This window comes from Microbacterium sp. ZKA21 (assembly GCF_050434165.1).
Taxonomy (GTDB): domain Bacteria; phylum Actinomycetota; class Actinomycetes; order Actinomycetales; family Microbacteriaceae; genus Microbacterium.
Window position 1 is genome coordinate 56405 of the sequence record NZ_JBNPVV010000007.1, and the last position, 20321, is coordinate 76725.

Annotated in this window: 13 protein-coding genes; 5 read left to right on the forward strand and 8 right to left on the reverse strand. The window is 69.2% G+C overall.

Annotation, left to right across the window (positions count from 1 at the left end):
- Positions 1-107: 107 nt before the first annotated feature.
- The 5 genes from glmS to M2317_RS14370 all read right to left on the reverse strand — a co-directional run bounded on the left by glmS (position 108) and on the right by M2317_RS14370 (position 9957).
- The gene (glmS, locus tag M2317_RS14350) at positions 108-1955 is read right to left on the reverse strand and encodes a glutamine--fructose-6-phosphate transaminase (isomerizing) (protein ID WP_429461258.1); all 1848 of its coding nucleotides are present in this window, start codon (positions 1953-1955) and stop codon (positions 108-110) included.
- 73 nt (positions 1956-2028) lie between these two features.
- Entirely contained in the window at positions 2029-2982 is a 954-nt protein-coding gene (gene coaA, locus M2317_RS14355; protein WP_429461259.1) for a type I pantothenate kinase, read from the reverse strand.
- 116 nt (positions 2983-3098) lie between these two features.
- A complete protein-coding gene (locus M2317_RS14360; RefSeq protein WP_429461261.1) occupies positions 3099-5585 on the reverse strand; it encodes a glycoside hydrolase family 3 C-terminal domain-containing protein in 2487 nt (828 codons plus the stop codon).
- Positions 5585-7906 (reverse strand): alpha-xylosidase, encoded by a 2322-nt coding sequence (gene yicI / locus M2317_RS14365; RefSeq protein ID WP_429461263.1) that lies wholly within the window; start codon positions 7904-7906, stop codon positions 5585-5587. The genes M2317_RS14360 and yicI overlap by 1 nt, the downstream gene beginning before the upstream one ends.
- Positions 7903-9957, reverse strand: a complete 2055-nt coding sequence (locus M2317_RS14370) for a beta-galactosidase (protein ID WP_429461265.1) — start codon at positions 9955-9957, stop codon at positions 7903-7905. Before M2317_RS14370 ends, yicI begins: the two co-directional genes overlap by 4 nt.
- Before the next feature lie 68 nt (positions 9958-10025).
- Between M2317_RS14370 and M2317_RS14375 the strand changes: the two genes are divergently transcribed.
- The 3 genes from M2317_RS14375 to M2317_RS14385 are packed head-to-tail and all read left to right on the forward strand — an operon-like array spanning position 10026 to position 14094.
- Entirely contained in the window at positions 10026-12500 is a 2475-nt protein-coding gene (locus M2317_RS14375; RefSeq protein WP_429461597.1) for a glycosyl hydrolase family 95 catalytic domain-containing protein, read from the forward strand.
- Positions 12494-13495 (forward strand): LacI family DNA-binding transcriptional regulator, encoded by a 1002-nt coding sequence (locus tag M2317_RS14380; protein WP_429461266.1) that lies wholly within the window; start codon positions 12494-12496, stop codon positions 13493-13495. The genes M2317_RS14375 and M2317_RS14380 overlap by 7 nt, the downstream gene beginning before the upstream one ends.
- Entirely contained in the window at positions 13492-14094 is a 603-nt protein-coding gene (locus tag M2317_RS14385) for a YesL family protein (protein ID WP_429461268.1), read from the forward strand. The genes M2317_RS14380 and M2317_RS14385 overlap by 4 nt, the downstream gene beginning before the upstream one ends.
- A gap of 252 nt (positions 14095-14346) precedes the next feature.
- Here M2317_RS14385 and M2317_RS14390 read toward each other — a convergent pair whose 3' ends face one another.
- The 3 genes from M2317_RS14390 to M2317_RS14400 are packed head-to-tail and all read right to left on the reverse strand — an operon-like array spanning position 14347 to position 18114.
- On the reverse strand, positions 14347-16101 hold the full coding sequence (locus M2317_RS14390; RefSeq protein ID WP_429461269.1) for an ABC transporter substrate-binding protein: 1755 nt from the start codon (positions 16099-16101) through the stop codon (positions 14347-14349).
- 35 nt (positions 16102-16136) lie between these two features.
- On the reverse strand, positions 16137-17102 hold the full coding sequence (locus M2317_RS14395; RefSeq protein ID WP_429461270.1) for a carbohydrate ABC transporter permease: 966 nt from the start codon (positions 17100-17102) through the stop codon (positions 16137-16139).
- Between the two features lie 10 nt (positions 17103-17112).
- Positions 17113-18114 carry an ABC transporter permease gene (locus M2317_RS14400; RefSeq protein WP_429461272.1) on the reverse strand — a complete coding sequence of 334 codons (1002 nt, stop codon included), beginning with the start codon at positions 18112-18114 and terminating at the stop codon, positions 17113-17115.
- 247 nt (positions 18115-18361) lie between these two features.
- Between M2317_RS14400 and M2317_RS14405 the strand changes: the two genes are divergently transcribed.
- Together M2317_RS14405 and M2317_RS14410 are read left to right on the forward strand one after the other, a co-directional pair.
- A complete protein-coding gene (locus M2317_RS14405) occupies positions 18362-19327 on the forward strand; it encodes an acetylxylan esterase (protein WP_429461274.1) in 966 nt (321 codons plus the stop codon).
- A 38-nt stretch (positions 19328-19365) separates the two neighbouring features.
- Complete coding sequence (locus tag M2317_RS14410) at positions 19366-20310, forward strand: Ppx/GppA phosphatase family protein (RefSeq protein WP_429461276.1); 945 nt, start codon at positions 19366-19368, stop codon at positions 20308-20310.
- The last annotated feature ends 11 nt before the right edge of the window (positions 20311-20321 follow it).

The following is a 20321-nucleotide window of genomic DNA, read 5'->3' on the forward strand; positions in this document are numbered from 1 at the left end:
CCGGCCGACTCCGGGGGCCGACACGCCAGTTGTCGGACGTTTTCGCGGAGAACGTCCGACATGTGGCGTGTCGGCCCCCGGAACGGCAGGCGAACGAGCCGCCGGGCTCACTCCACCGTGACGGACTTGGCCAGGTTGCGCGGCTGGTCGACGTCGAGCCCCTTCGCCGTCGCCAGCGCCATCGCGAAGATCTGCAGCGGGACGACGGACAGCAGCGGCTCGAACAGAGCGCCGGCGAGCGGGATGCGGATGACCTCGTCGGCGAACGGCAGCACCGCGGCGTCGCCCTCTTCGGCCACCACGATCACGCGAGCGCCGCGGGCGCGGATCTCCTGGATGTTCGAGACGACCTTCGAGTGGATCAGCGCCGAGTGCCGCGGCGACGGCACCAGCACGAACACGGGCTGACCAGCCTCGATGAGCGCGATCGGGCCGTGCTTGAGTTCACCGGCGGCGAAGCCCTCCGCGTGGATGTACGAGATCTCCTTGAGCTTGAGCGCGCCCTCGAGCGCGATCGGGAACCCGACGTGGCGACCCAGGAACAGCACCGAACGGGTATCCGCCATCCAGCCGGCGAGCTGCGCGACGTGCTCCTGCTCGCTCTCGAGGACCTTGGCGACCTTCTCGGGCAGCGCCTGGAGCTCGGCGACATCCGCCGTGGCATCCGTGACCGTGCCGCGGACGCGACCCATGTGCAGACCGAGCAGCAGCAGAGCGGTGATCTGCGCCGAGAACGCCTTGGTCGAGGCGACGGCGACCTCGGGGCCGGCGTGCGTGTAGACGACGGCGTCCGATTCGCGCGGGATCGTCGCGCCCTGGGTGTTGCAGATCGACAGCGTGCGGGCCCCGCGCTCGCGCGCGTACTTGACCGCCATGAGCGTGTCCATGGTCTCGCCGGACTGGCTGATCGACACGACGAGGGTGTCGGCCCCGATCACCGGGTCGCGGTAGCGGAACTCGTGCGCGAGCTCGACGTCGACGGCGACACGAGCCCACTGCTCGATCGCGTACTTGCCGACGAGCGCGGCATACGATGCCGTGCCGCACGCCGTGATGATGACACGGGTGATGCCCGTGAACAGCTCGTCCAGGCCGTCCAGCTCCGGGATGATGACCTGGCCGTCCTGGATGCGTCCGAGGATCGTCTTGGCGACGGCCTCGGGCTGCTCGGCGACCTCCTTGGCCATGAACGACGACCAGCCGCCCTTCTCGGCGGCGGCGGCGTCCCAGGACACGTCGAACGGTTCGGCCTCGACGGGCGTGCCTGCGAAGTCCGTCACGGTCACCGCGGAAGGGGTGATCGACACGATCTGGTCCTGACCGATCGCGAGCGCCTTGCGGGTGTGCTCGACGAAGGCCGCCACGTCGGAGCCGAGGAAGTTCTCGCCCTCGCCGAGACCGATGACCAGCGGCGAGTTGCGGCGAGCGCCGACCACGAGGCCGGGCTGGTCCTGGTGCATGGCGAGCAGCGTGAACGCGCCCTCGAGCCGGTTCACGACGCTGCGGAACGCGAGCTGCAGGTCGCCGCCGTTGCCCGCGTACTCGCGACCCAGCAGAGCCGCGGCGACCTCGGTGTCGGTCTCGCTGCGGAAGCTCACGCCGTCGGCGAGCAGTTCGTCGCGCAGCACCGAGAAGTTCTCGATGATGCCGTTGTGGATGACCGCGAGCTTGTCATCGTCGGCGAGATGCGGGTGCGCGTTGACGTCGGTCGGACCGCCGTGCGTCGCCCAGCGGGTGTGGCCGATGCCGGTGGTGCCGTCCGCGAGCGGGCTCTCAGCGAGGGAGTCGCGCAGCATGCCGAGCTTGCCGGCCTTCTTGCGCATGCCGAGTTCGCCGTTCGCATCGATGACGGCGATGCCGGCGGAGTCGTAGCCGCGGTACTCGAGCCGGGCGAGGCCGGCGAGAAGGATGTCCTGGCTGGGCCGTGGGCCCACGTATCCGACGATTCCACACATGCTCACAAGGGTAAGCGGGGATTTTTGCGAGGGTTCCGAACAATATCGGATGCCCCGGAGACTCGCCTGTGCGTCAGAGCTTGCGCAGCAGCACGCTCTCCACGGCGTGATCGGCGCCCTTGTTCAGCACGAGCCTCGCCCGGTGCTTGGTCGGCATGACGTTCTCGACGAGGTTGGGCATGTTGATGTCGTTCCAGTAGCCCATCGCGGTCTGCACCGCCTCCGCATCCGTGAGGTGGGCGAAGACGTTGAAGTAGGACGACGGGTTGCTGAACGCCCCCTGCCGAAGAGCCAGGAACCGTTCGACGTACCAGCTCGCGATGTGCGACGTGTCGGCATCGACGAAGATCGAGAAGTCGAACAGGTCGCTGACGGCCACGTCGTTGGGCGCCGGCGGCGGCTGCAGCACGTTCAGGCCCTCGACGATGACGACGTCGGGGCGACGGACCACGACGTGCGCATCGGGGACGATGTCGTATCGCATGTGCGAGTAGAACGGCGCCCGCACCTCGGCGGCACCGGACTTCACCTCGGTGAGGAACGAGATCAGCGCGCGCCGGTCATACGACTCCGGGAACCCCTTGCGCTCCATGAGTCCGCGGCGTTCGAGCTCGGCATTCGGGTACAGGAACCCGTCCGTCGTCACCAGCTCCACGCGCGGGGTGCCTGGCCACCGGCTCATCAGCTCGCGCAGCAGACGCGCGATCGTGGACTTCCCGACGGCGACGGAGCCCGCGACGCCGACGACGAACGGGGTCGTGGTGTCCTCCTCCTGGAGGAACGCGCTCGTGGCCGCGCCGAGCCGCTTCGTGGACGTGGCGTAGAGGCTCAGGAGGCGGCTGAGCGGCAGGTACACCTCGCGCACCTCGGTGAGGTCGAGCCGGTCGCCGATGCCGCGGATCTCGACGACCTCGGTCTCGCTCAGCGGCTGATCGAGATCCGCCGCGAGGCGCGCCCACTCCGCGCGATCGATCTCCCGGTACGGCGACAGCGGGAGCGTGGGGTCGGCGGTGGTCACGGCATCCATCGTATCCGCGCCGTCGCAGACCTCGCTCCGCGCGTGTTCTGCGCCACTTCTCTGATTCTGCGCCGGATGATTTCTGTCGCAGTCTCACGCATGTGCAGCAAACCCCCACGGGGGCATCAGCGGATGAAGAGCGTCGCACCCGTCCCGAGGGCATCGGCGGACGGCCCGGCGGCGATCCGGTAGCCCCCCGGTTGCACACGGAGAGCACCCTGGTGCAGCCAGTCGTCGACGGCGCCGTCCACTCGGGCATCCGGATCCCACACGCCGAAGCGAGCGAGCTGGAACGAGATCTCCACGTCGCGCGTCTCCCCCGCCGCCAGCCGCACCCGCCGGTAGCCGAGCAGCAGACGTCGGGCCGGCCGGAGCGGCAGCCCTTCCGGTGCGAGCCCGTAGACCTGCACGAGTTCCTCCGCCGCCCGATCGCCCCGGTTCGTCACGCGAACGGTCGCGGTCACCTCGCCCGATTCGCCGAAGGCGGGATGCCGGTGCGACGGCGCGGGAGCCGCCGCGTCCGAGACGGCCACCGACACGCCCTCGTAGGCGACGTCCGCGTAGGTCAGACCGTGTCCGAACGCGAACGCGTAGGGCGCCGGCTGATGCCGGTACGTCGCCTGCTGGCGCTGCGTGTCGTAGTCGAACAGGTCGCCCGCCTGCGCCGGGTCGGCCGGCCAGGACTGCGCCAGGCGACCGGTGGGTTCGCGGTCGCCGCTGAGGACATCCGCGATGCCGTGCCCGAGCTCCTGCCCCGCGTGGCTCGACCAGACGACGGTCGCAGCGTCCGCCGCATCGCCCAGCACGTACGGATAGCTCGACACGATCGTGAGGACCGTCGGCGTGCCGGTCTCATGGGCGGTGCGCCAGATCCCGGTGGCGGCCTCCGGGAGGTACAGGTGCGGCCGGTCCTCGGTCTCGCGCCCGGCGAGGTGCGGATCGTTGCCGACGACCACGACCGCGAGATCGGCGGACGCTGCTGCCTCAGCCACCGCCTGCATGCCCGAGCGCACGGTCCGCACTGCGAACCGCTCGGCGCGATCGAGCGTCACGCCCTCGGCCAGCACGATGCCGACCTCGCGCGAGATGCGCACCCACCGGCCGGAGCCGAGGTGCAGCAGCGACCAGGTCCCGTCCGGGTGCACGTGCTTGCGGAAGCTCTCCTGCACGATCCAGCCGCCGACCCGGTCCGCGTCGGCGCGCATCGGCCAGGCGCCGCCGGTCAGCAGCCGCCCCGAGGCGTGCGACCGGAGGGTCAGGATGCCGTCGCCCCAGTCCATCAGATCCCACAGCGCGTCGGCGGTGGCGGACGGCGCGACCGCCGCGATATGCGCACCTGCCTCGTCGGAGCGCACATAGGCGCCGTTGCTCGTGGACCGCAGCGCGACGGTGTCGGCGCCGGTCTCGACGCGCACCTCGGCATCCGGGTAGCGCTCGGCGAGCCCATGGGCCACGCCGACCGCGTACGGCGGCGTCCCGGAGTACCAGTCCGTCAGGACGAGGTCGGCGAGCTGTCCGACCACGGCGATCGACCGGGGAGCCGTCAGCGGCAGCACGCCGTCGTCGTTGCGCAGCACGACGACACCGGCGCCGGCCGCCTCGCGGGCCAGGTCACGCGCAGCGGGTGCGTCGATCGCGTCCATGCCGATTCCGGCATACGGGTCCGCGTCGCCGTCGAACTCTCCGGTGCGCACTCGCATCTCGAGCAGTCGGAGCGCAGCGCGATCGATGTCCGCTTCATCGAGCAGACCGGCCTCGAGCGCGGCGCGCAGATTCGTCAGGGTCGGCGTCGCGTCGGCGTCGTTGTCGGTGAACGAGTCCATGCCGCCGCGCACCAGAGCGGCGGCGGCGTGCGCCATGTCCGGCTGCGCACCCTGGACGGACACGACGAACGTGGGCGCCCCGGCATCCGACACGATCGCCAGCGACCCTGGGGCCCAGCTGCGCGCTTCATCGGTCAGCTCGGGCTGGGTGTGCGCGGGCGAGCCGTTGACCTGGTTGTACGCGAGCATGATGCTGCCGGCGGCCTCGGCCTCGATCGGCCCGCGGAAGGCGGGCAGCTCCTCCTCGTGCAGCGTCCGCAGCGACATGTTCGACGACGTCGCCGAGCGATCGGTCTCGTTGCTGTAGGCGAGGAAGTGCTTGAGCGCCGGAACCGTCTTCCAGACGCGCTCGTGGCGTCCGCGCAGGCCGCGCGCATACGCCGTGCCGAACGCCGCCGTCAGATGCGGGTCCTCGGAGTACCCCTCCTCGTTGCGCCCCCAGGCCGGGTGACGGAGGGTGTTGACGACGGGCGCCCACACGTTCAGGCTCACGAGCGGGTTCTCGGCGCGCTTCGCGCGCACCTCGGTCGACGCGACATCGCCGACGCGCTCGATCAGGTCGATGTCCCAGGTCGCCGCCAGCCCGACCGGCTGCGGGAAGACGGTCGCGGTGCCGAGCCAGGCGGCGCCGTGCAGCGCCTCGCACCCGGTGCGGTACTCGGGCACCCCCAGTCGTTCGATGGCCGGAGCCGCCTGATGCAGCATCGCGAGTCGTTCGTCGAACGTCAGCCGGGACAGCAGGTCGGCGGCGCGGTCGGCGACCTGCGCGGTCGTGTCGCGGAACAGCATCAGCGGGTCTCCTCGATCGTGATCTGGAGTTCGCCGGCGCCGGCGGTCGTCGCCGACGCCTCGCCGGATGACAAGGACCAGGATGCCGCGGCATCCGTGCTGGAGGCGATGATGCGGTCGCCCTCGCGGCGAACGCGGAACGTCGTCGCGGCCGTGCCGTCGTGACCCGGCACGGTGGTGATCCCGTCGTACCCGTCCGGGAGCGCGAAGCAGCGCAGCGTGACGCCGTCCGCCCACGCATAGTCCGGGCGGTCATCCGTGCCGCCCCAGGGCAGTACCGTGCCGGGGCGCACGCGCAACGGCACCGACAGGTAGTCGTGGGTCTCCTGCACCCAGCGCCGGCCGTCCAGCTCCGAGCCGTCCAGCAGCGACGTCCAGGCACCGGCAGGCAGGTAGTACTCGCTGTGACCGTCGGCGTCGAACACCGGCGCGACGAGCAGCGCGTCACCGAGCATGTACTGGGTGTCGGCGTCGAAGCCGCTGCGGTCGTCGGGGAACTCGAGCACCATCGGCCGCATCATCGGGATGCCGTACGCCGCCGCCTGCTCGGCCGCACCCGCCAGGTACGGCATGAGCCGCATCTTCAGCTTCGTGAACAGGCGCGTGACCTCCACCGCCTCCTCGTCGAACTGCCACGGCACACGGAACGAGCTGGAGCCGTGCAGGCGCGAGTGCGAGGACAGCAGGCCGAAGGCGAGCCAGCGCTTGAAGAGTCCTGCGTCCGGCGTGCCCTCGAACCCGCCGATGTCGTGGCTCCAGTATCCGAACCCGCTCATCGAGAGCGAGAGACCGCCGCGCAGCGACTCCGCCATCGACAGGAAGGTCGAGTCGCTGTCGCCGCCCCAGTGCACCGGGAACTGCTGGGTGCCGGCGGTCGCCGAGCGAGCGAACAGCACGGCCTCGCCTTTGCCGCGGCGCCTCTCGAGCGCGCGGAACACGACCTCGTTGTACAGCCGCGGGTAGTGGTTGTGCATGCGCACGGGGTCGGATCCGTCGGACCAGACGACGCCCTCAGCGGGGATCCGCTCGCCGAAGTCGGTCTTGAACGTGTCGACGCCCTGATCCATCAGGCGCTCGATGTGTCCGACGTACCAGTCGGCGGCCTCCGGGTTCGTGAAGTCCACGATGCCCATGCCGGCCTGCCAGAGGTCCCACTGCCAGACGCCGCCGTCTGCGCGCTTGAGGAGGTACCCCTTCTCGGCCGCCTCGGCGAACAGCGCAGAGCGCTGCGCGATGTAGGGGTTGATCCACGCCGAGATCTTCAGCCCTCGCTCGTGCAGGCGCGCGAGCTGCCCCTCGGGGTCGGGGAACATCCGCGGGTCCCATTCGAAGTCGGTCCACTGGAACTCGCGCATCCAGAAGCAGTCGTAGTGGAACACGCTCAGCGGCAGGTCGCGCTCGGCGAATCCGTCGATGAAGCCGTTCACCGTGGCCTCGTCGTACTCGGCCGTGAACGACGTCGTCAGCCAGAGGCCGAACGACCATGCGGGCACGCGTGCGGGACGCCCCGTGAACGCGGTGTACCTGGCCAGGACGTCCTTCGGCGTGGGCCCGGCGAACAGGTAGTAGTCCAGGGTCTCCCCGGGCACCGAGAACTGCACGCGCGAGTTGACCTCGCTGCCGACCTCGAACGACACCCGGTCGGGGCTGTCGACGAGCACGCCGTAGCCGCGGCTCGTGATGTAGAACGGCACGGACTTGTAGGACTGCTCGCTCGACGTGCCGCCGTCGGCGTTCCACGAGTCGACGACCTGACCGTTCTTCGCGAAGGCGCCGAAGCGCTCGCCGAACCCGAACACGCGCTCGCCCGGCTCGATCGAGAGCTGCTGGTGCACCCACGTGTGGCCGGCCCGCGTCGCGGGTCCGCCGTCCGCGCGGAACGAATCGTCAGCCGTGAAGTGCCCGATCGAGCGGGGCAGCGAACGAGTGAGCACGCGTCCGTCCTGTTCGAAGCGCACATCCCACGCCCCGTCGCGGGACACGACGACGCGCAGATCGCCGGTCTCGAGCACGCCCTGCGCGTCGTCGAGCGACACCGTCGGCACGAAGCCCGCTTCGGGGAACGTCTCGAAGTCGGGCCCGGCGTGGACGCGTCCGGCGTGCCGCTGCACGCGGACCTTCACCACACCGGATGCCGGGGACGAGAAGGTGACCGTCAGCATCGGCCGGTTCAGCGTGTCGCCGCGGTGGCGGATCACGGTCGTCGGAGCGTAGACCGTCATGGTCCCGGCATCCGCATCGATGCGGATGTCGTCGACCTCGGCCGCGTACAGGGGGGCCAGCCCCGGTCGGGTGAGCCAGTAGCCATCGGTGAACTTCACCAGGTGCGCCTTTCTGTCAGTGCTCGCACTTCGCCGGGCGCGATGCCGACGGAGCCGTTCGTCTCTTCTCCGGTGAGCAGGTCGATGCGCGACCCTTCCACCGTGATGTCCAGGGGTGTGTCCGCGTGGTTCAGCAGGAACAGGACGTCCCCGCGGCGGACCGCCTCGAGGCCCTCGGGGAGGACGCCGGCGGAAGCGCCGAATGCGTCGGTGACACCGGCCGCGGCGAGGACATCGCCGATCAGGGCCGACAGCGTCGCGTCGTCGACCACCGCTCCCAGGTACCAGGCCGTTCCGTCGCCGACGTCGTGCCTGGCGAGGGCGGGGACGCCGGCGAGATCTCCGATGGTGTGGCGAGCGAGGACGTCGGCGCCTTCCGAGCGCAGCCGCTCGGCGAGGATGCGCGCCGAGGGCTCGGGAAGGGTGCGACCGGCATCCCACCGCTCGTCGGCGGCCAGCGGGCTGCCCGCGTCCGGAACACCGCCCCACTCCTCGCCGCTCACGCCGACGAGCGCGCGCAGCAGCACGGGCGATCGTCCGGTGAGCACCTGCGCGTTCGCGTCGGCGACCCCGCTGAAAGGGCCGACCACGACATGCGCCCCGGCCTCGACGGCCCGGTGCAGGGCGGCCGCCGTGTGCGGCTCGACGATGTAGGAGTGCGGCACGAGGATGGTCCGGTAGCCGGAGAAGTCGGATGCCGCGGGCACGACGTCGGCGGCGACGCCGCGACGCCACAGCTCGCGGTACCAGCGCGTGATCTCGGCCATCGTGTTCAGCCGCGCGGTCGGCCTGGCCGGCTCCTCCCCCGCCCACCACGACGACCAGTCGAACAGGATCGCCACATCGGCGTCGATCCGCGCGCCCGCGACCGGCGACAGCTTCTTCAGATCGTCGCCCTGGCGGCGCACCCCGCGGAAGACGTCCGAGTCGGCTCCGGCATGCGGAAGCATGGCCGAGTGGAAGCGCTCGGCACCGGCTCTGGCCTGTCGCCACTGGAAGTAGCAGACCGCGTCCGCGCCGCGTGCGACGGCCTGCAGCGAATCGCGCCGCGCGCGCAGCGGTGACTTCGGCAGATTGTGCTCGCGCCACGACGTCGCGCTGATCGCCTGCTCCATGAGCACCCACGACCGCCCGTCGCCGAGCGAGCGCATGAGGTCCTGCACGAGCGCGATGTCGGCGGGGGCGTGCGGTGAAGCAGGGTCGGGATATTGGTCGTCCGAGATGACGTCGATGTCGCCGGCCCAGGCCCAGTAGTCGGTGAGCGCGTGGAAGCCCATGAAGTTCGTCGTGATGGGCTGGGAGGCTCCCGCGTCGCGGATGACGTCCCGCAGTTCGCGGTAGCACTCGAGCAGTTGGTCGGAGCTGTACCGGCGGAAGTCCAGCGACTGGGTCGGGTTCACCAGGTACGGCATGCGCCGCGGCGGCAGGATCTCATCGAAGTCGGCGTAGTGCTGCGACCAGAAGGCCGTGCCCCACGCCTCGTTGAGCGTCTCGATCGTGCCGTAGCGTCGGCGCAGCCAGAGCCGGAACTCCCGCGCCGCCTCGTCGCCGTGGTCGATCTGGCCGTACTCGTTGCCGACGTGCCACATCCGCACAGCGGGGTGGTCGGCGTACCGCTCGGCGAGGTCTCGGGTGATGGCTGCGGCGTGCTGACGGTAGACGCGGGATGCCGGCGAGAACTGATTGCGCGAACCGGGGATCAGGCGGACGCCGTCGCGATCGACAGGGAGGGTCTCCGGGTGACGGATGCCGAGCCATGGTGGCGGCGAGGCCACCGGGGAGGCCAGGTCGACGGCGATGCCGCCGGCGTGCAGCAGGTCGAGCACCTCGTCCAGCCACGCCCACTCGCGGGCACCGGGCGTCGGCTCGATCGTCGCCCAGCTGAACACGCCGACCGTGACGAGGTTGACTCCGGCCTGCTGCATGAGCTCGACGTCCTCGCGCCACACGTCGGGAGCCCACTGCTCGGGGTTGTAGTCACCTCCGAACGCGAGCCCGCGCTCGGTGATGAGCGCGTCGAAGGCGCGGCGTGGTGCGGTCGTCGTTGACATGGATTTCCGGTTCTGGATCGAGTTGTCGAAGCGTTTCAACAACGAGACCATATACTAGCCACGTGCCGATGTCCATCGAGGCCGCAGACGCCCTCGCCCCTTCCCCCCACGACCGCCACGTCGAGGCCGCAGACGCCCTCACCCCTTCCGACCACGACCGCCACGTCGAGGCCGCAGACGCCCTCACCCCTTCCGATCACACCCGCCTCCCCGCCGCTCTCCACGTCCTCCGCCATCACCGGCCCGCCGAGCGCTGGACGGCAGCCTTCCCGGTCGGAGACGGCATCCGCGGGGCCATGTGCGAGGGCCGCATCGGCGGCGAGCGCCTGCACCTCAACGACATCACGGCGTGGTCAGGCATCCCGATCGCCGACCCGCTGTCCGGCGTCGAGGATCGCAGCCCGGCTGTTCAGGACGCGGCGCGCGCCGCGATCGCCCGCGGCGACGGCGACGAGGCCGAACGCCTGGTGCAGCAGCAGCAGACCCCGTGGTCGCAGGCCTACATGCCGCTCGGCCTGGTCGACATCGATCTGGTCGACGTGACGGGCGACGGCGCCACGCTTCGCCGCACCCTGGACCTGCGCACGGCGATCGCCGCGCACGAGTACGCCTCGGAGGCCGGCCTGGTCAGGCACGAGACCTGGGCGGATGCCGAAGCCGGCGCCATCGTGCACCGCATCGTCGCCGAGCAGCCGGTCAGCGTACGGGTCTCGGCCGACAGCCTGCTCCGCCCGCACCGGGTCGAGCACACCGACGGCGTCCTGGGCGTCGAGTGGCATCTCCCGATCGACGTCGCCCCTGGCCACGCGCACGCAGACGACCCCATCCGCTACGACGAGGCCATCGGCCGCACGGCGGCGATCTCGATCCGCTCATCGGTCGAGGCGACGGCGGCCGACGGCATCCTCACCACGGCCCCTGCGCGCGAGCACCTGCTGCTGATCGGAACCGCGACCGCCCCCGGCCTCCCCGACGCCCCAGCGGACACCCGCGACGCGATCGCCGGAGCCGCTGTCAGCACGGCATCCGACGCCGCAGCCCTGCGGGACGAGCACGTCCGCGCGCACCGGGAGCGGTACGCACGGTGCGCGCTCGAGCTGCCCTCGGCAGCAGATGCCGGTGACCTGCCGCTGGACGAGCGGATCGCCCTGGCGCAGGAGCGCCCGGACGAAGGGCTCGCGGCCCTCGCGTTCCACTACGGCCGCTATCTGCTGCTCTCGTCATCGCGACGCGCGTCGATCCCGCTGACGCTGCAGGGCATCTGGAACGCGGAGCTGCCCGCTCCGTGGTCCAGCGCCTACACGTCGAACATCAACCTCGAGATGGCCTACTGGCCGGCCGCCGTGACGGGTCTACCGGAATGCCTAGACCCGCTGCGCGCGTTCGTCGCCCGCGTGGCGGCGACCACCGGTCGCACCGTCGCGCGCGAGCTGCACGGCGCCGACGGCTGGGTGATGCACCACAACTCGGATGCCTGGGGGCACGCCGCCCCTGTCGGCGGCGGCTCGGGCGACCCGTCATGGGCGTTCTGGCCGATGGGCGGTGTCTGGCTCAGCCTGCAGCTGTGGGACGCGTTCGCGTTCGATGACGATGTCGCGCGCCTGCGCTCGGAGATCTGGCCCGTGCTGGAGGGCTCGGCGCGCTTCGCCCTGAGTTGGATCCGCAGCGACGGCGAGCGCGCCTGGACGAGCCCGTCCACCTCGCCAGAGAACCGCTTCCTCGATGAGGCTGGCGAACCGAGAGCACTCGGCGAGTCCACGACGATGGATGTCACCCTCCTGCGCGCACTGTCCGCCGCGTGCGCTGGCGCCGCCGCGGTCCTCGACATCGCCCCCGACTGGCTCGACGAGCTCCGCCGCGTGACCGCGCTGCTGCCCGCGCCGCGCATCCTGCCGGACGGGCGCCTTTCGGAATGGGATCGCGACGTCGCGGATGCCGAGCCGCTGCATCGGCACCTGTCGCATCTGGTCGGACTGTACCCGCTCGACGCGATCACTCCAGACGGCACCCCCGCATTGGCATCCGCCGCCGCGAAGGCCATCCTGGCGCGCGGACCGGAATCCACCGGCTGGGCCCTCGCGTGGCGGATCTCGATGTGGGCCCGCCTGGGCGACGGTGCGCGCGTGCACGACCAGCTCCGGCTGTCGCTGCGCCCCGCCCAGGACGCCCACGGTCAGCGCGGCGGCGTCTACGAGAATCTGTTCAGTGCGCACCCGCCGTTCCAGATCGACGGCAATCTCGGGCTGACCGCCGGTGTCGCCGAGGCGCTCGTGCAGTCGCACGGCACCGACCGTGCGCAGACCCGTATCCGCGTGCTCCCCGCCCTGCCGCCCGCGTGGGCCGACGGCGCCATCGATGGGCTGCGCGCCCGCGGCGGCGTGCGCGTCGACCTCGTCTGGCGGGCCGGCGCCATCGCCCGGGTACGATTGCGCTCTGACACCGCCCGTGCGGTCGTGATCTCGGGCCCCGGGCTCGACGAGACGATGCTCGGGCTACAGCCGGGAGAAGACATGGTCATCGAGCCGAAGGAGTCGAGATGGTGACGATCGCCGAGGTCGCACGCGCCGCCGGCGTGTCGATCTCCACCGTGTCCTATGTCATGAGCGGGAAGCGGACGATCTCGCAGGACACGCGGGACCGCGTCGAGCAGGCCATCGCCGATCTCAAGTACAGCCCGCACGCGAGCGCGCGATCCCTGGCATCCCGTTCGACCAACGTCATCGGGCTGCAGGCTCCGCTGCGCACCGGCGTCGATGTGCATGTGGTGATGGAGATCGTCGCCGGCGTCGTGCGCGAAGCGCGCGCCAACCAGTACGACATCCTGCTGCTGACGAGCGACGATGCCGCCGGTCTCAGCCGGGCGGCCCGTGCCTCCATGGTCGACGCCCTGCTCGTGATGGACATCGAATCCGACGACCCCCGCATCACGACGCTCGAAGAGCTGCCGACGCCGGCCGTGCTGATCGGGCTCCCCGCCGGAGCAGACGGAATCGCCTGCGTGGACTTCGACTTCGAGGCGGCGGGCCGGCTGGCCGCCTCCCGCCTCGCCGAACTCGGCCACACGCACGTCGCGCTCATCGGCGCCCCGGAGGAGGTCATGGCACGGCACACGTCGTACGCCGATCGCCTGGGCCGCGGCTTCCTCGCGGCCGCCGACGAGCTCGGACTGGATGCAGAGGTGCACGCCTGCCCGAGCAGCCAGGAATCCGTCGCCGCCGTCGATGCGATCCTTGCCGCACGCCCGGATGTCACCGGCATCCTGTTCCACAACGAAGGAGCGCTGCCGTACGTCGCGGGCCGCCTCAGCTCCGGAGACGACGGTCGAGAGCTCGACGTGATCGCGCTCTGTCCGGCGAACGTCGCGCGGACAGTGCCGACGCTCACCGACAGCATCGACGTGCCCGCAGAGGAACTCGGCGTCAGCGCGACCCGCGCCCTCCTGCGGCTTCTCGAGGGCCAGGACCTGCCGCCGGTGCAGCTGCTCGCTCCCCGTCTCGAGTCCGCTTCGGATGCCGTCGCATCCGCGACCGCATCATGAAGATCGACCCGGAGAGCCGGTCTCTCCAGGGGATGTCGTCATTCCTCGGGTTCGTCGCGCTGAACGTGATGTATATCGCCACCTGCATCCCGATCCTGACGATCCCGGCGGCGACGAGCGCGCTGTACGAGGTGACGATCCGGTACTCGGACGACGAGAGCGGACGCCCGGTGAAGGACTTCTTCCCCGCGTTCGGGCGCAACGCCGGGCGCGCCACACTGCTCGGCCTGTGCCTCGCGGTGCCGATGCTCCTGCTCGCAGCGAGCGCGGTGTTCTGGGCATCCCATCCGAGCCTGCTGGCAGGGGCCGCGACCATCGTGGCGACCATCGCCGCGATCTACCTGTTCGCCTCTTTCCTGTTCGCGATGGCGCTCACCGCCGCGTTCACCACGCCGTTCCGTCAGGCGCTCAAGAACGCGCTGCTGCTGCCCGCCGCTGAGCCGGTGCGCACGTTCGGCATCCTGCTCATCCCGATCGCTCTGGTGTGCATCACGATCGTGTTCCCGATGTTCGGCGTCGTCCTGGTCACCATCGGCTTCTCGATCGGCGCCTACGCGTCGGCGTTCCTGTTCCGCAGCGTCTTCGCCCGCCGCGGCTGATACCCGAGGCCCGCCGCTCGGGGCCCGCCGCTTCGAGAGCGGCCTCGGATGGCCGCCTCCGCGTTCCCGAGGCGACCGGATGCGTCTTCTGCGCGCGACACCCCGCCGCGCCACCCGCAAGGCGACGCGAGCGTCCGCCTGCGCCGCCCGATGCGACCGAATGCGACCGTTCCCCGCGCCTCCCGCACCCCGCGTGCACGCGAAGGGGCCCGGCGCGCGTGCGCCGGGCCCCTTCTCCTTCGGGCGGAATGCCTACTCCGCGAACTCCTCCGCGACCGCTTCGCGCGCCGCGTTCTGCTCCTCGGCACGGTCGAGGTCGACCTTCAGGACGTCCTCGTAGCCGAGTCCCTTCGCGGTCTCCTGCAGTTCGGACCAGAGCTTGTCGAAGTCCGCCTCGCTCTCGGCGAACGTCGCCTGCCAGGAGTACTGCACCACGAGAGCCTTCACCTGGTTGCGCAGCGCCTCGGTCTGCGAGTCGTCCGCGGGAGCGGTGTAGCTCGCGCCGGGGGCGACCAGGAGCTGGTCGTTCGACTTCAGGAACTCCATGGTGCTCGTCGCGTCGTCCATGTGCGAGGACCAGTCGGCCCGGAGGTCGTTCTGCGTGAGCTCCTGGTAGTGCGGCCAGAACTGGTAGTTGTACTGCAGCCCGGTGTTCTCGTCGATGTCGTTCGGGAGCACGGCGCTGACGTTCAGCGTCGACGTGCCGTCGATGTAGCTGCCGCCGCCCCACTCCTCGGGGACCGTCGCGTCGCCGGTGAGGAAGACCTCCTGGCCGAACTCGGTCAGCTTCGGCTGTCCGTCGTCGCCCATCTCCCACGTGAGCCCCTCAGGGCCTGCCGCACCCTGCGTCTGGCTGTTGTTGGTGTAGGTGCCCTCGGTGGAGTACAGCCAGTCGATGAAGGCCGCGATGCGCTCGGGGTCCTCCGCCTTCGAGCCGATCGAGAAGACCTGCTTGCCGCCGTACGCCTCCGCACCGTACGAGAAGATGGTCTGGTCCTCGATCGGGACGAGCATGAACCCGGTGCCGGCGTTCATGTTGTCCTCGGTGTTGTACGCGGACTGCCCGAGCCACGGCCACCACGAGTAAAGCACCTGACCGTTCTGGAACTTCGACCAGAGCGTGTCGTAGTTCTGGGTCGTCGACTCGGGGTCGACCAGACCCATGCGGTACGCCTCGTTGTAGAACTTCAGCACACGCAGGTACTCGCCGTCATCGTCGAGGATGCCCTGGTAGTCCGAACCGTCGGCCTTGGCCAGAGCGAAGCCGAGCTCGTCGTAGCCGTAGTAGGTGATCGGCTGCTTGGCGTTGTTCATCATGTTGCCGTCCCAGTCCTTGAACAGGGAGAGCGCATAGACCTTCTTGCCGTTCGGCGCGGTGGGCTGCAGATCCTGCATGTCCTTCAGCACGGGCAGCAGATCCTCGAGGGTGTCGACCTCCGGGTAGCCGAGCTGGGAGTACAGGTCCCAGCGCAGGTAGGCGCCGAACGTCGGCTCCAGTCCCTCGCTGGGTTCGGTCGGCAGGATGCTGGAGACGGAGGTCGGGAAGGCGAACGTGCCGTCCTTGCCGTCGTTGAGCTTGTCGACCGCCTTGTCGAACCGCTCGAGGTTGCCCATCGCCGGGTAGTACTTCGACGCGTCGAGCACGAGGCCACCCTCGACGAGTTCGTCGAGCTTCTGCCCCTTGTCCGTGACGATGAGATCGCCCAGGTCGCCGGCCGAGACGCGCGTGTTGTAGAGCGTGTCGCCACCGCCGGCGACGTTGGGGGCGATGATGTTCAGCTTCATGTTGAACTTCTCGTGGACCAGTTCGCCGAACCAGCCCTCCTGCATGCCCATGTAGTTGGCGAGACCGTCGAACACGTCGATCGTGATCTCCTCGTCCCACTTCTCCGGGAACGAGTCGACCTGGGACTCGTCGGTATCGGCAGGCTCGCCGCTGCACGCGGCCAGCGAACCGACCGCGAGGAGTGCGACCACTCCGAGCGCGGCTTTCCTCTTCAGCTTCATTGCTTTCCTTTCTGTGGTGCGTGGTACCGGGACCGTCAGCCCTTGACGGCGCCCAGCATGATGCCCTTCACGAAGAAGCGCTGGAACAGGGGGTAGATGAAGATGATCGGCAGGACGACGATCACCGACACGGTCATGCGGATCGAGGTCGGCGTCTGAGAGGTCGCTGCCGACACGATTCCGGACAGGTCGCCGCCGGCGTTCTGCGCCGCCTGGGCGAGGCTCGATGCCTGGTTGATGAACATGTAGAGCAGGTACTGCAGCGTGTACAGGCTCTGATCCGTGATGTAGATCAGGGTGTCCTGGAAGCTGTTCCACTGCGCCACCGCCGAGAAGATCGCGACCGTCGCGAGGATCGGCGTCATATTGGGCAGGTACACCTTGAAGAAGATCTGGACGATGTTCGCGCCATCCAGCTCGGCCGCCTCCTGCAGCGATTCGGGCATCGACTCGACGAAGGTCTTCACGAGGATGATGAAGAACGGCTGCACGATGAACGGCAGGACGTAAACCCAGAAGTTGTTGGTCAGGCCGAGGTTCTTCATGATGATGAAGACCGGGATGAGGCCGGCGCTGAAGTACATCGTGATGATGATGAACCGGTACCAGAACTGCCGCGCCCACATCTTCTTCTGCGTGAACATGAAGCCGAGGAAGGCCGAGGCGAGAACCGTGAAGACCGTGCCGATCACGGTGCGCGCGATGCTGACGACGGCCGCGAGCGGCAGGCCGTTGAGCTTGAACACTTCCTTGTAGTTGTCGAAGTGCACGTCGATCGGCCACAGCCGGACGTCGCCGAGCGCGGAGACGTCGTTCGCGCTGATCGAGTTGATGATGAGGTAGTAGAACGGGTAGGCGCACAGCACGACGAGAAGCGCGAACACCGTGTAGTTGACGATCGCGAACATCACGTCGCCGCCGTGTCGTTCGGTATCGGGCTTGCGTCTCTTCGGCCCGGTCGGGCGGACGGGGCGCGTGGGGGGTGCGGTCAGAGCGGTCATGGCGCGCCTCTCAGACGATCGATTCGCCGCGCACGCGCTTGGCGATGGCGTTGACGGTGAACAGGAGGATGACCGAGACGATGCTCTTCAGCATCCCGATCGCAGTCGCCATCGACAGGCTGTTGCCCGTCATGCCGATGTTGTAGACGTACAGGTCGAGCACCTGGATCCACTCCTTGTTGAAGGCGTTCTGGAACACGTAGTACTGCTCCATGCCGTTGTTCAGGAGGTTCGCGATGGACAGCAGCAGGAGCACGAGGTAGGTGGGCATCAACTGCGGGATCGTGATGTACCACATCTTCTGGAAGCGACCGGCGCCGTCGATCTCAGCCGATTCGTACAGCGACTGGTCGATGCCGGCGATCGCGGCGAGGTAGATGATCGCTCCCCAGCCGAGCCCCTTCCAGATGCTCCACAGCGTCATGGTGAGCCAGACGTTCTGATCGGTGTCGAGGAACTTGATGGGCGCTGTGATGATGCCCCAGTCGCCCAGGACGTTGTTCACGAGTCCTGAACTGGAGAACAACGAGAACGCGATCATGTAGACGAGCACCCAGGAGATGAAGTTGGGGAGCGTGGTCAGCGTCTGGACGGCGTTGCGGAACCACGGCGCGCGGATCTCGTTGAGGAAGATCGCGAAGCCGAGCGGCAGCACGCTGGTGGCGATGCCGAGGAAGCTGATCGCCAGCGTGTTCATCATGACCTGAGAGATCTGCGCCACCTGCGTCGGCGAGCTCACGAGCATCTGGAACCACTGCAGACCGACGAACTCGCTGCCGGACAGGCCCAGAGCGGGCTTGTAGTCGTACAGCGAGTAGATCCATCCGTACAGCGGGAAGTACGAGAACAGGAACGCCAGCACGATGAACGGCAGGATCACGAGGAACATGCCGTACGACTTGCGTCCGCCGGCCGGACGCTGTGCATCTCGGCGCCGGCGCCGTCTGCGCGACGGATTCTCGACATCGTCGAGTTGCGTGACCATGGTCTCGGTCAGGGTCGTGGTCGTCATCGTGCCATGCCTTGCGCGTCGGGGGCGTCATCGCCCGCAGGTTTGTCGAATCGCTTCGATTGAATTAACCACGTCGATTGCTGTTCGTCAATCCTCGCGGCGTCACACCCGGGTAACGATCGGAGAGCGCTCCCACGCGTGGACAGCATCGAAACGCTTCGACATCAAGATAGGCGCTTCCGGGAGCCAGCGCAACCTCGCGTCTCGCGTTTCGCGAAACACCGAGTCCACCCGCTACCGTGATGCCGTGGCTTTGACTGATCTCTCCCTCGACGAGCTCGAGACCTACCGTCCTGATGTCGCCGAACCCGCGGATTTCGACGCGTTCTGGCAGCGCACGCTGACCGAGGCGCGCACCGCGGCGACGCCGATCGCGCTGACGCCGGCTGACACACCGGTGACCCAGCTGATCGTCGAGGATCTCACGTTCAGCGGCTTCGGCGGCGACCCGATCCGCGCGTGGGTCACCCGCCCGCTGACCGACGAACCTCTGCCCGCGGTCGTCGAGTACATCGGCTATGGCGGTGGCCGCGGCATCCCGGGCGAACGGCTGCAATGGGCATCGGCCGGCTACGTGCACGTGCTCATGGACACCCGCGGTCAGGGGGCGAACTGGGGCACCGGCGGCGACACCCCGGATCCGCACGGATCCGGATCCGCCTCGACCGGCTACATGACGCGCGGGATCGAAGAGCCCGACACGTACTACTACCGGCGGCTCTTCACGGATGCCGTCCGCGCGGTCGACACCGCACGCGAGCTCCCCTTCGTGCGCGCCGACCGGGTCAGCGTGACGGGCGGCAGCCAGGGCGGCGGGATCTCGATCGCAGCGGCGGCTCTGCATCCCGAGGTCTTCGCCGCCATGCCGGACGTGCCTTTCCTGTGCCACTTCCGCAGGTCGGTCGAGCGCACCCCCGACCACCCGTACGCCGAGATCGAACGCTATCTCGCCGTGCACCGCAGCCGGGTCGACCAGGTCTTCGAGACGCTGTCGTACTTCGACGGAGTGAACTTCGCACGCCGCATCCACCAACCGGCCCTGTTCTCCGCCGCGCTCATGGACGGCATCGTGCTTCCCTCCAGCGTCTATGCCGCGTACAACCATCTGGCCTCATCGGATGCCGAGATCGAGGCGTACCCGTTCAACGGTCACGAGGGCGGACAACTCGCGCAGTGGGTGCGCCAGGCGAACTGGCTCGCAGAGCGCATGTGATCACGTCGCCGTCGACCCTGCGCCGGTACGCTTTCCCCGTGCGCCTGGGAGTCATAGACATCGGTTCGAACACCGTCCATCTGCTCGCCGCCGACGTCCGCCCCGGGGGCCGGCCGCTGGCGACGACGAGCGATCGGACCGTCCTGCGCCTCATGCGCTATCTCACTCCGGACGGATCGATCTCGGAGGACGGCGTTCAGGCGCTCGTCGCCGCGGTGACGCGCGCACGGACGGTCGCCGCTTCCGAGAACGTCGGCGCCCTGCTCGCCACCGCCACCAGCGCGGTCCGAGAGGCGACGAACGGCGCCGATGTGATCGCGCGCATCGAGGCGGCGCTCGGCCAGCCGCTGCAGGTGCTCGACGGCGAGACCGAAGCGGAGCTGACGTTCCTCGCGGTCCGTCGCTGGTTCGGCTGGTCGGCAGGTCACCTGCTGCTACTGGACATCGGCGGCGGGTCGCTCGAGATCGCGGCCGGGTCGAACGAGATCCCGGATGCCGCGGCATCCGTCCCGCTCGGAGCGGGGCGTACGACCGTGGAGTTCCTGCCGGAGGATCCTCCCGGCGAGCAGGCCGTCGAGCGCCTGCGCGCCCACTCCGTCTCGGTGCTGTCGCACGTGACGCCGACCTTCGACGCGCTCCCCCGGCCGGACCACGTGGTCGGGTCGTCGAAGGCGATCCGGTCACTCGCCCGCCTGGTCGGCTATCCGGTACCGGGCTGGTCCGGCATCGACCGAATGCTGCTGCCCCGCGAGGAGCTCGGATCGTGGATCCCGCGGCTCGCGCGCCTGCCCGCGTCCGCACGGCAGGAGCTGCCGGGCATCACGCCGGATCGCACGTTCCAGATCGTCGCGGCAGCCGTCGCGCTGCACACCGCGATGCGCATGCTGAACGTGAAGGAGCTCGAGGTGTCGCCGTGGGCGCTGCGCGAAGGCGTGCTGCTGCGCTACATCGAGTCGATGAGCTGGAGCGGCGCCGGCATCTGAGCCGGCGCCGC

Coding starts and splice junctions, on each gene's coding strand:
- glmS (WP_429461258.1), bottom strand. CDS start 1,955: ATGTGTGGAATCGTCGGATACGTGGGCCCACGGCCCAGCCAGGACATC.
- coaA (WP_429461259.1), bottom strand. CDS start 2,982: ATGGATGCCGTGACCACCGCCGACCCCACGCTCCCGCTGTCGCCGTAC.
- M2317_RS14360 (WP_429461261.1), bottom strand. CDS start 5,585: ATGCTGTTCCGCGACACGACCGCGCAGGTCGCCGACCGCGCCGCCGAC.
- M2317_RS14370 (WP_429461265.1), bottom strand. CDS start 9,957: ATGTCAACGACGACCGCACCACGCCGCGCCTTCGACGCGCTCATCACC.
- M2317_RS14375 (WP_429461597.1), top strand. CDS start 10,026: ATGTCCATCGAGGCCGCAGACGCCCTCGCCCCTTCCCCCCACGACCGC.
- M2317_RS14380 (WP_429461266.1), top strand. CDS start 12,494: ATGGTGACGATCGCCGAGGTCGCACGCGCCGCCGGCGTGTCGATCTCC.
- M2317_RS14385 (WP_429461268.1), top strand. CDS start 13,492: ATGAAGATCGACCCGGAGAGCCGGTCTCTCCAGGGGATGTCGTCATTC.
- M2317_RS14390 (WP_429461269.1), bottom strand. CDS start 16,101: ATGAAGCTGAAGAGGAAAGCCGCGCTCGGAGTGGTCGCACTCCTCGCG.
- M2317_RS14395 (WP_429461270.1), bottom strand. CDS start 17,102: ATGACCGCTCTGACCGCACCCCCCACGCGCCCCGTCCGCCCGACCGGG.
- M2317_RS14400 (WP_429461272.1), bottom strand. CDS start 18,114: ATGACGACCACGACCCTGACCGAGACCATGGTCACGCAACTCGACGAT.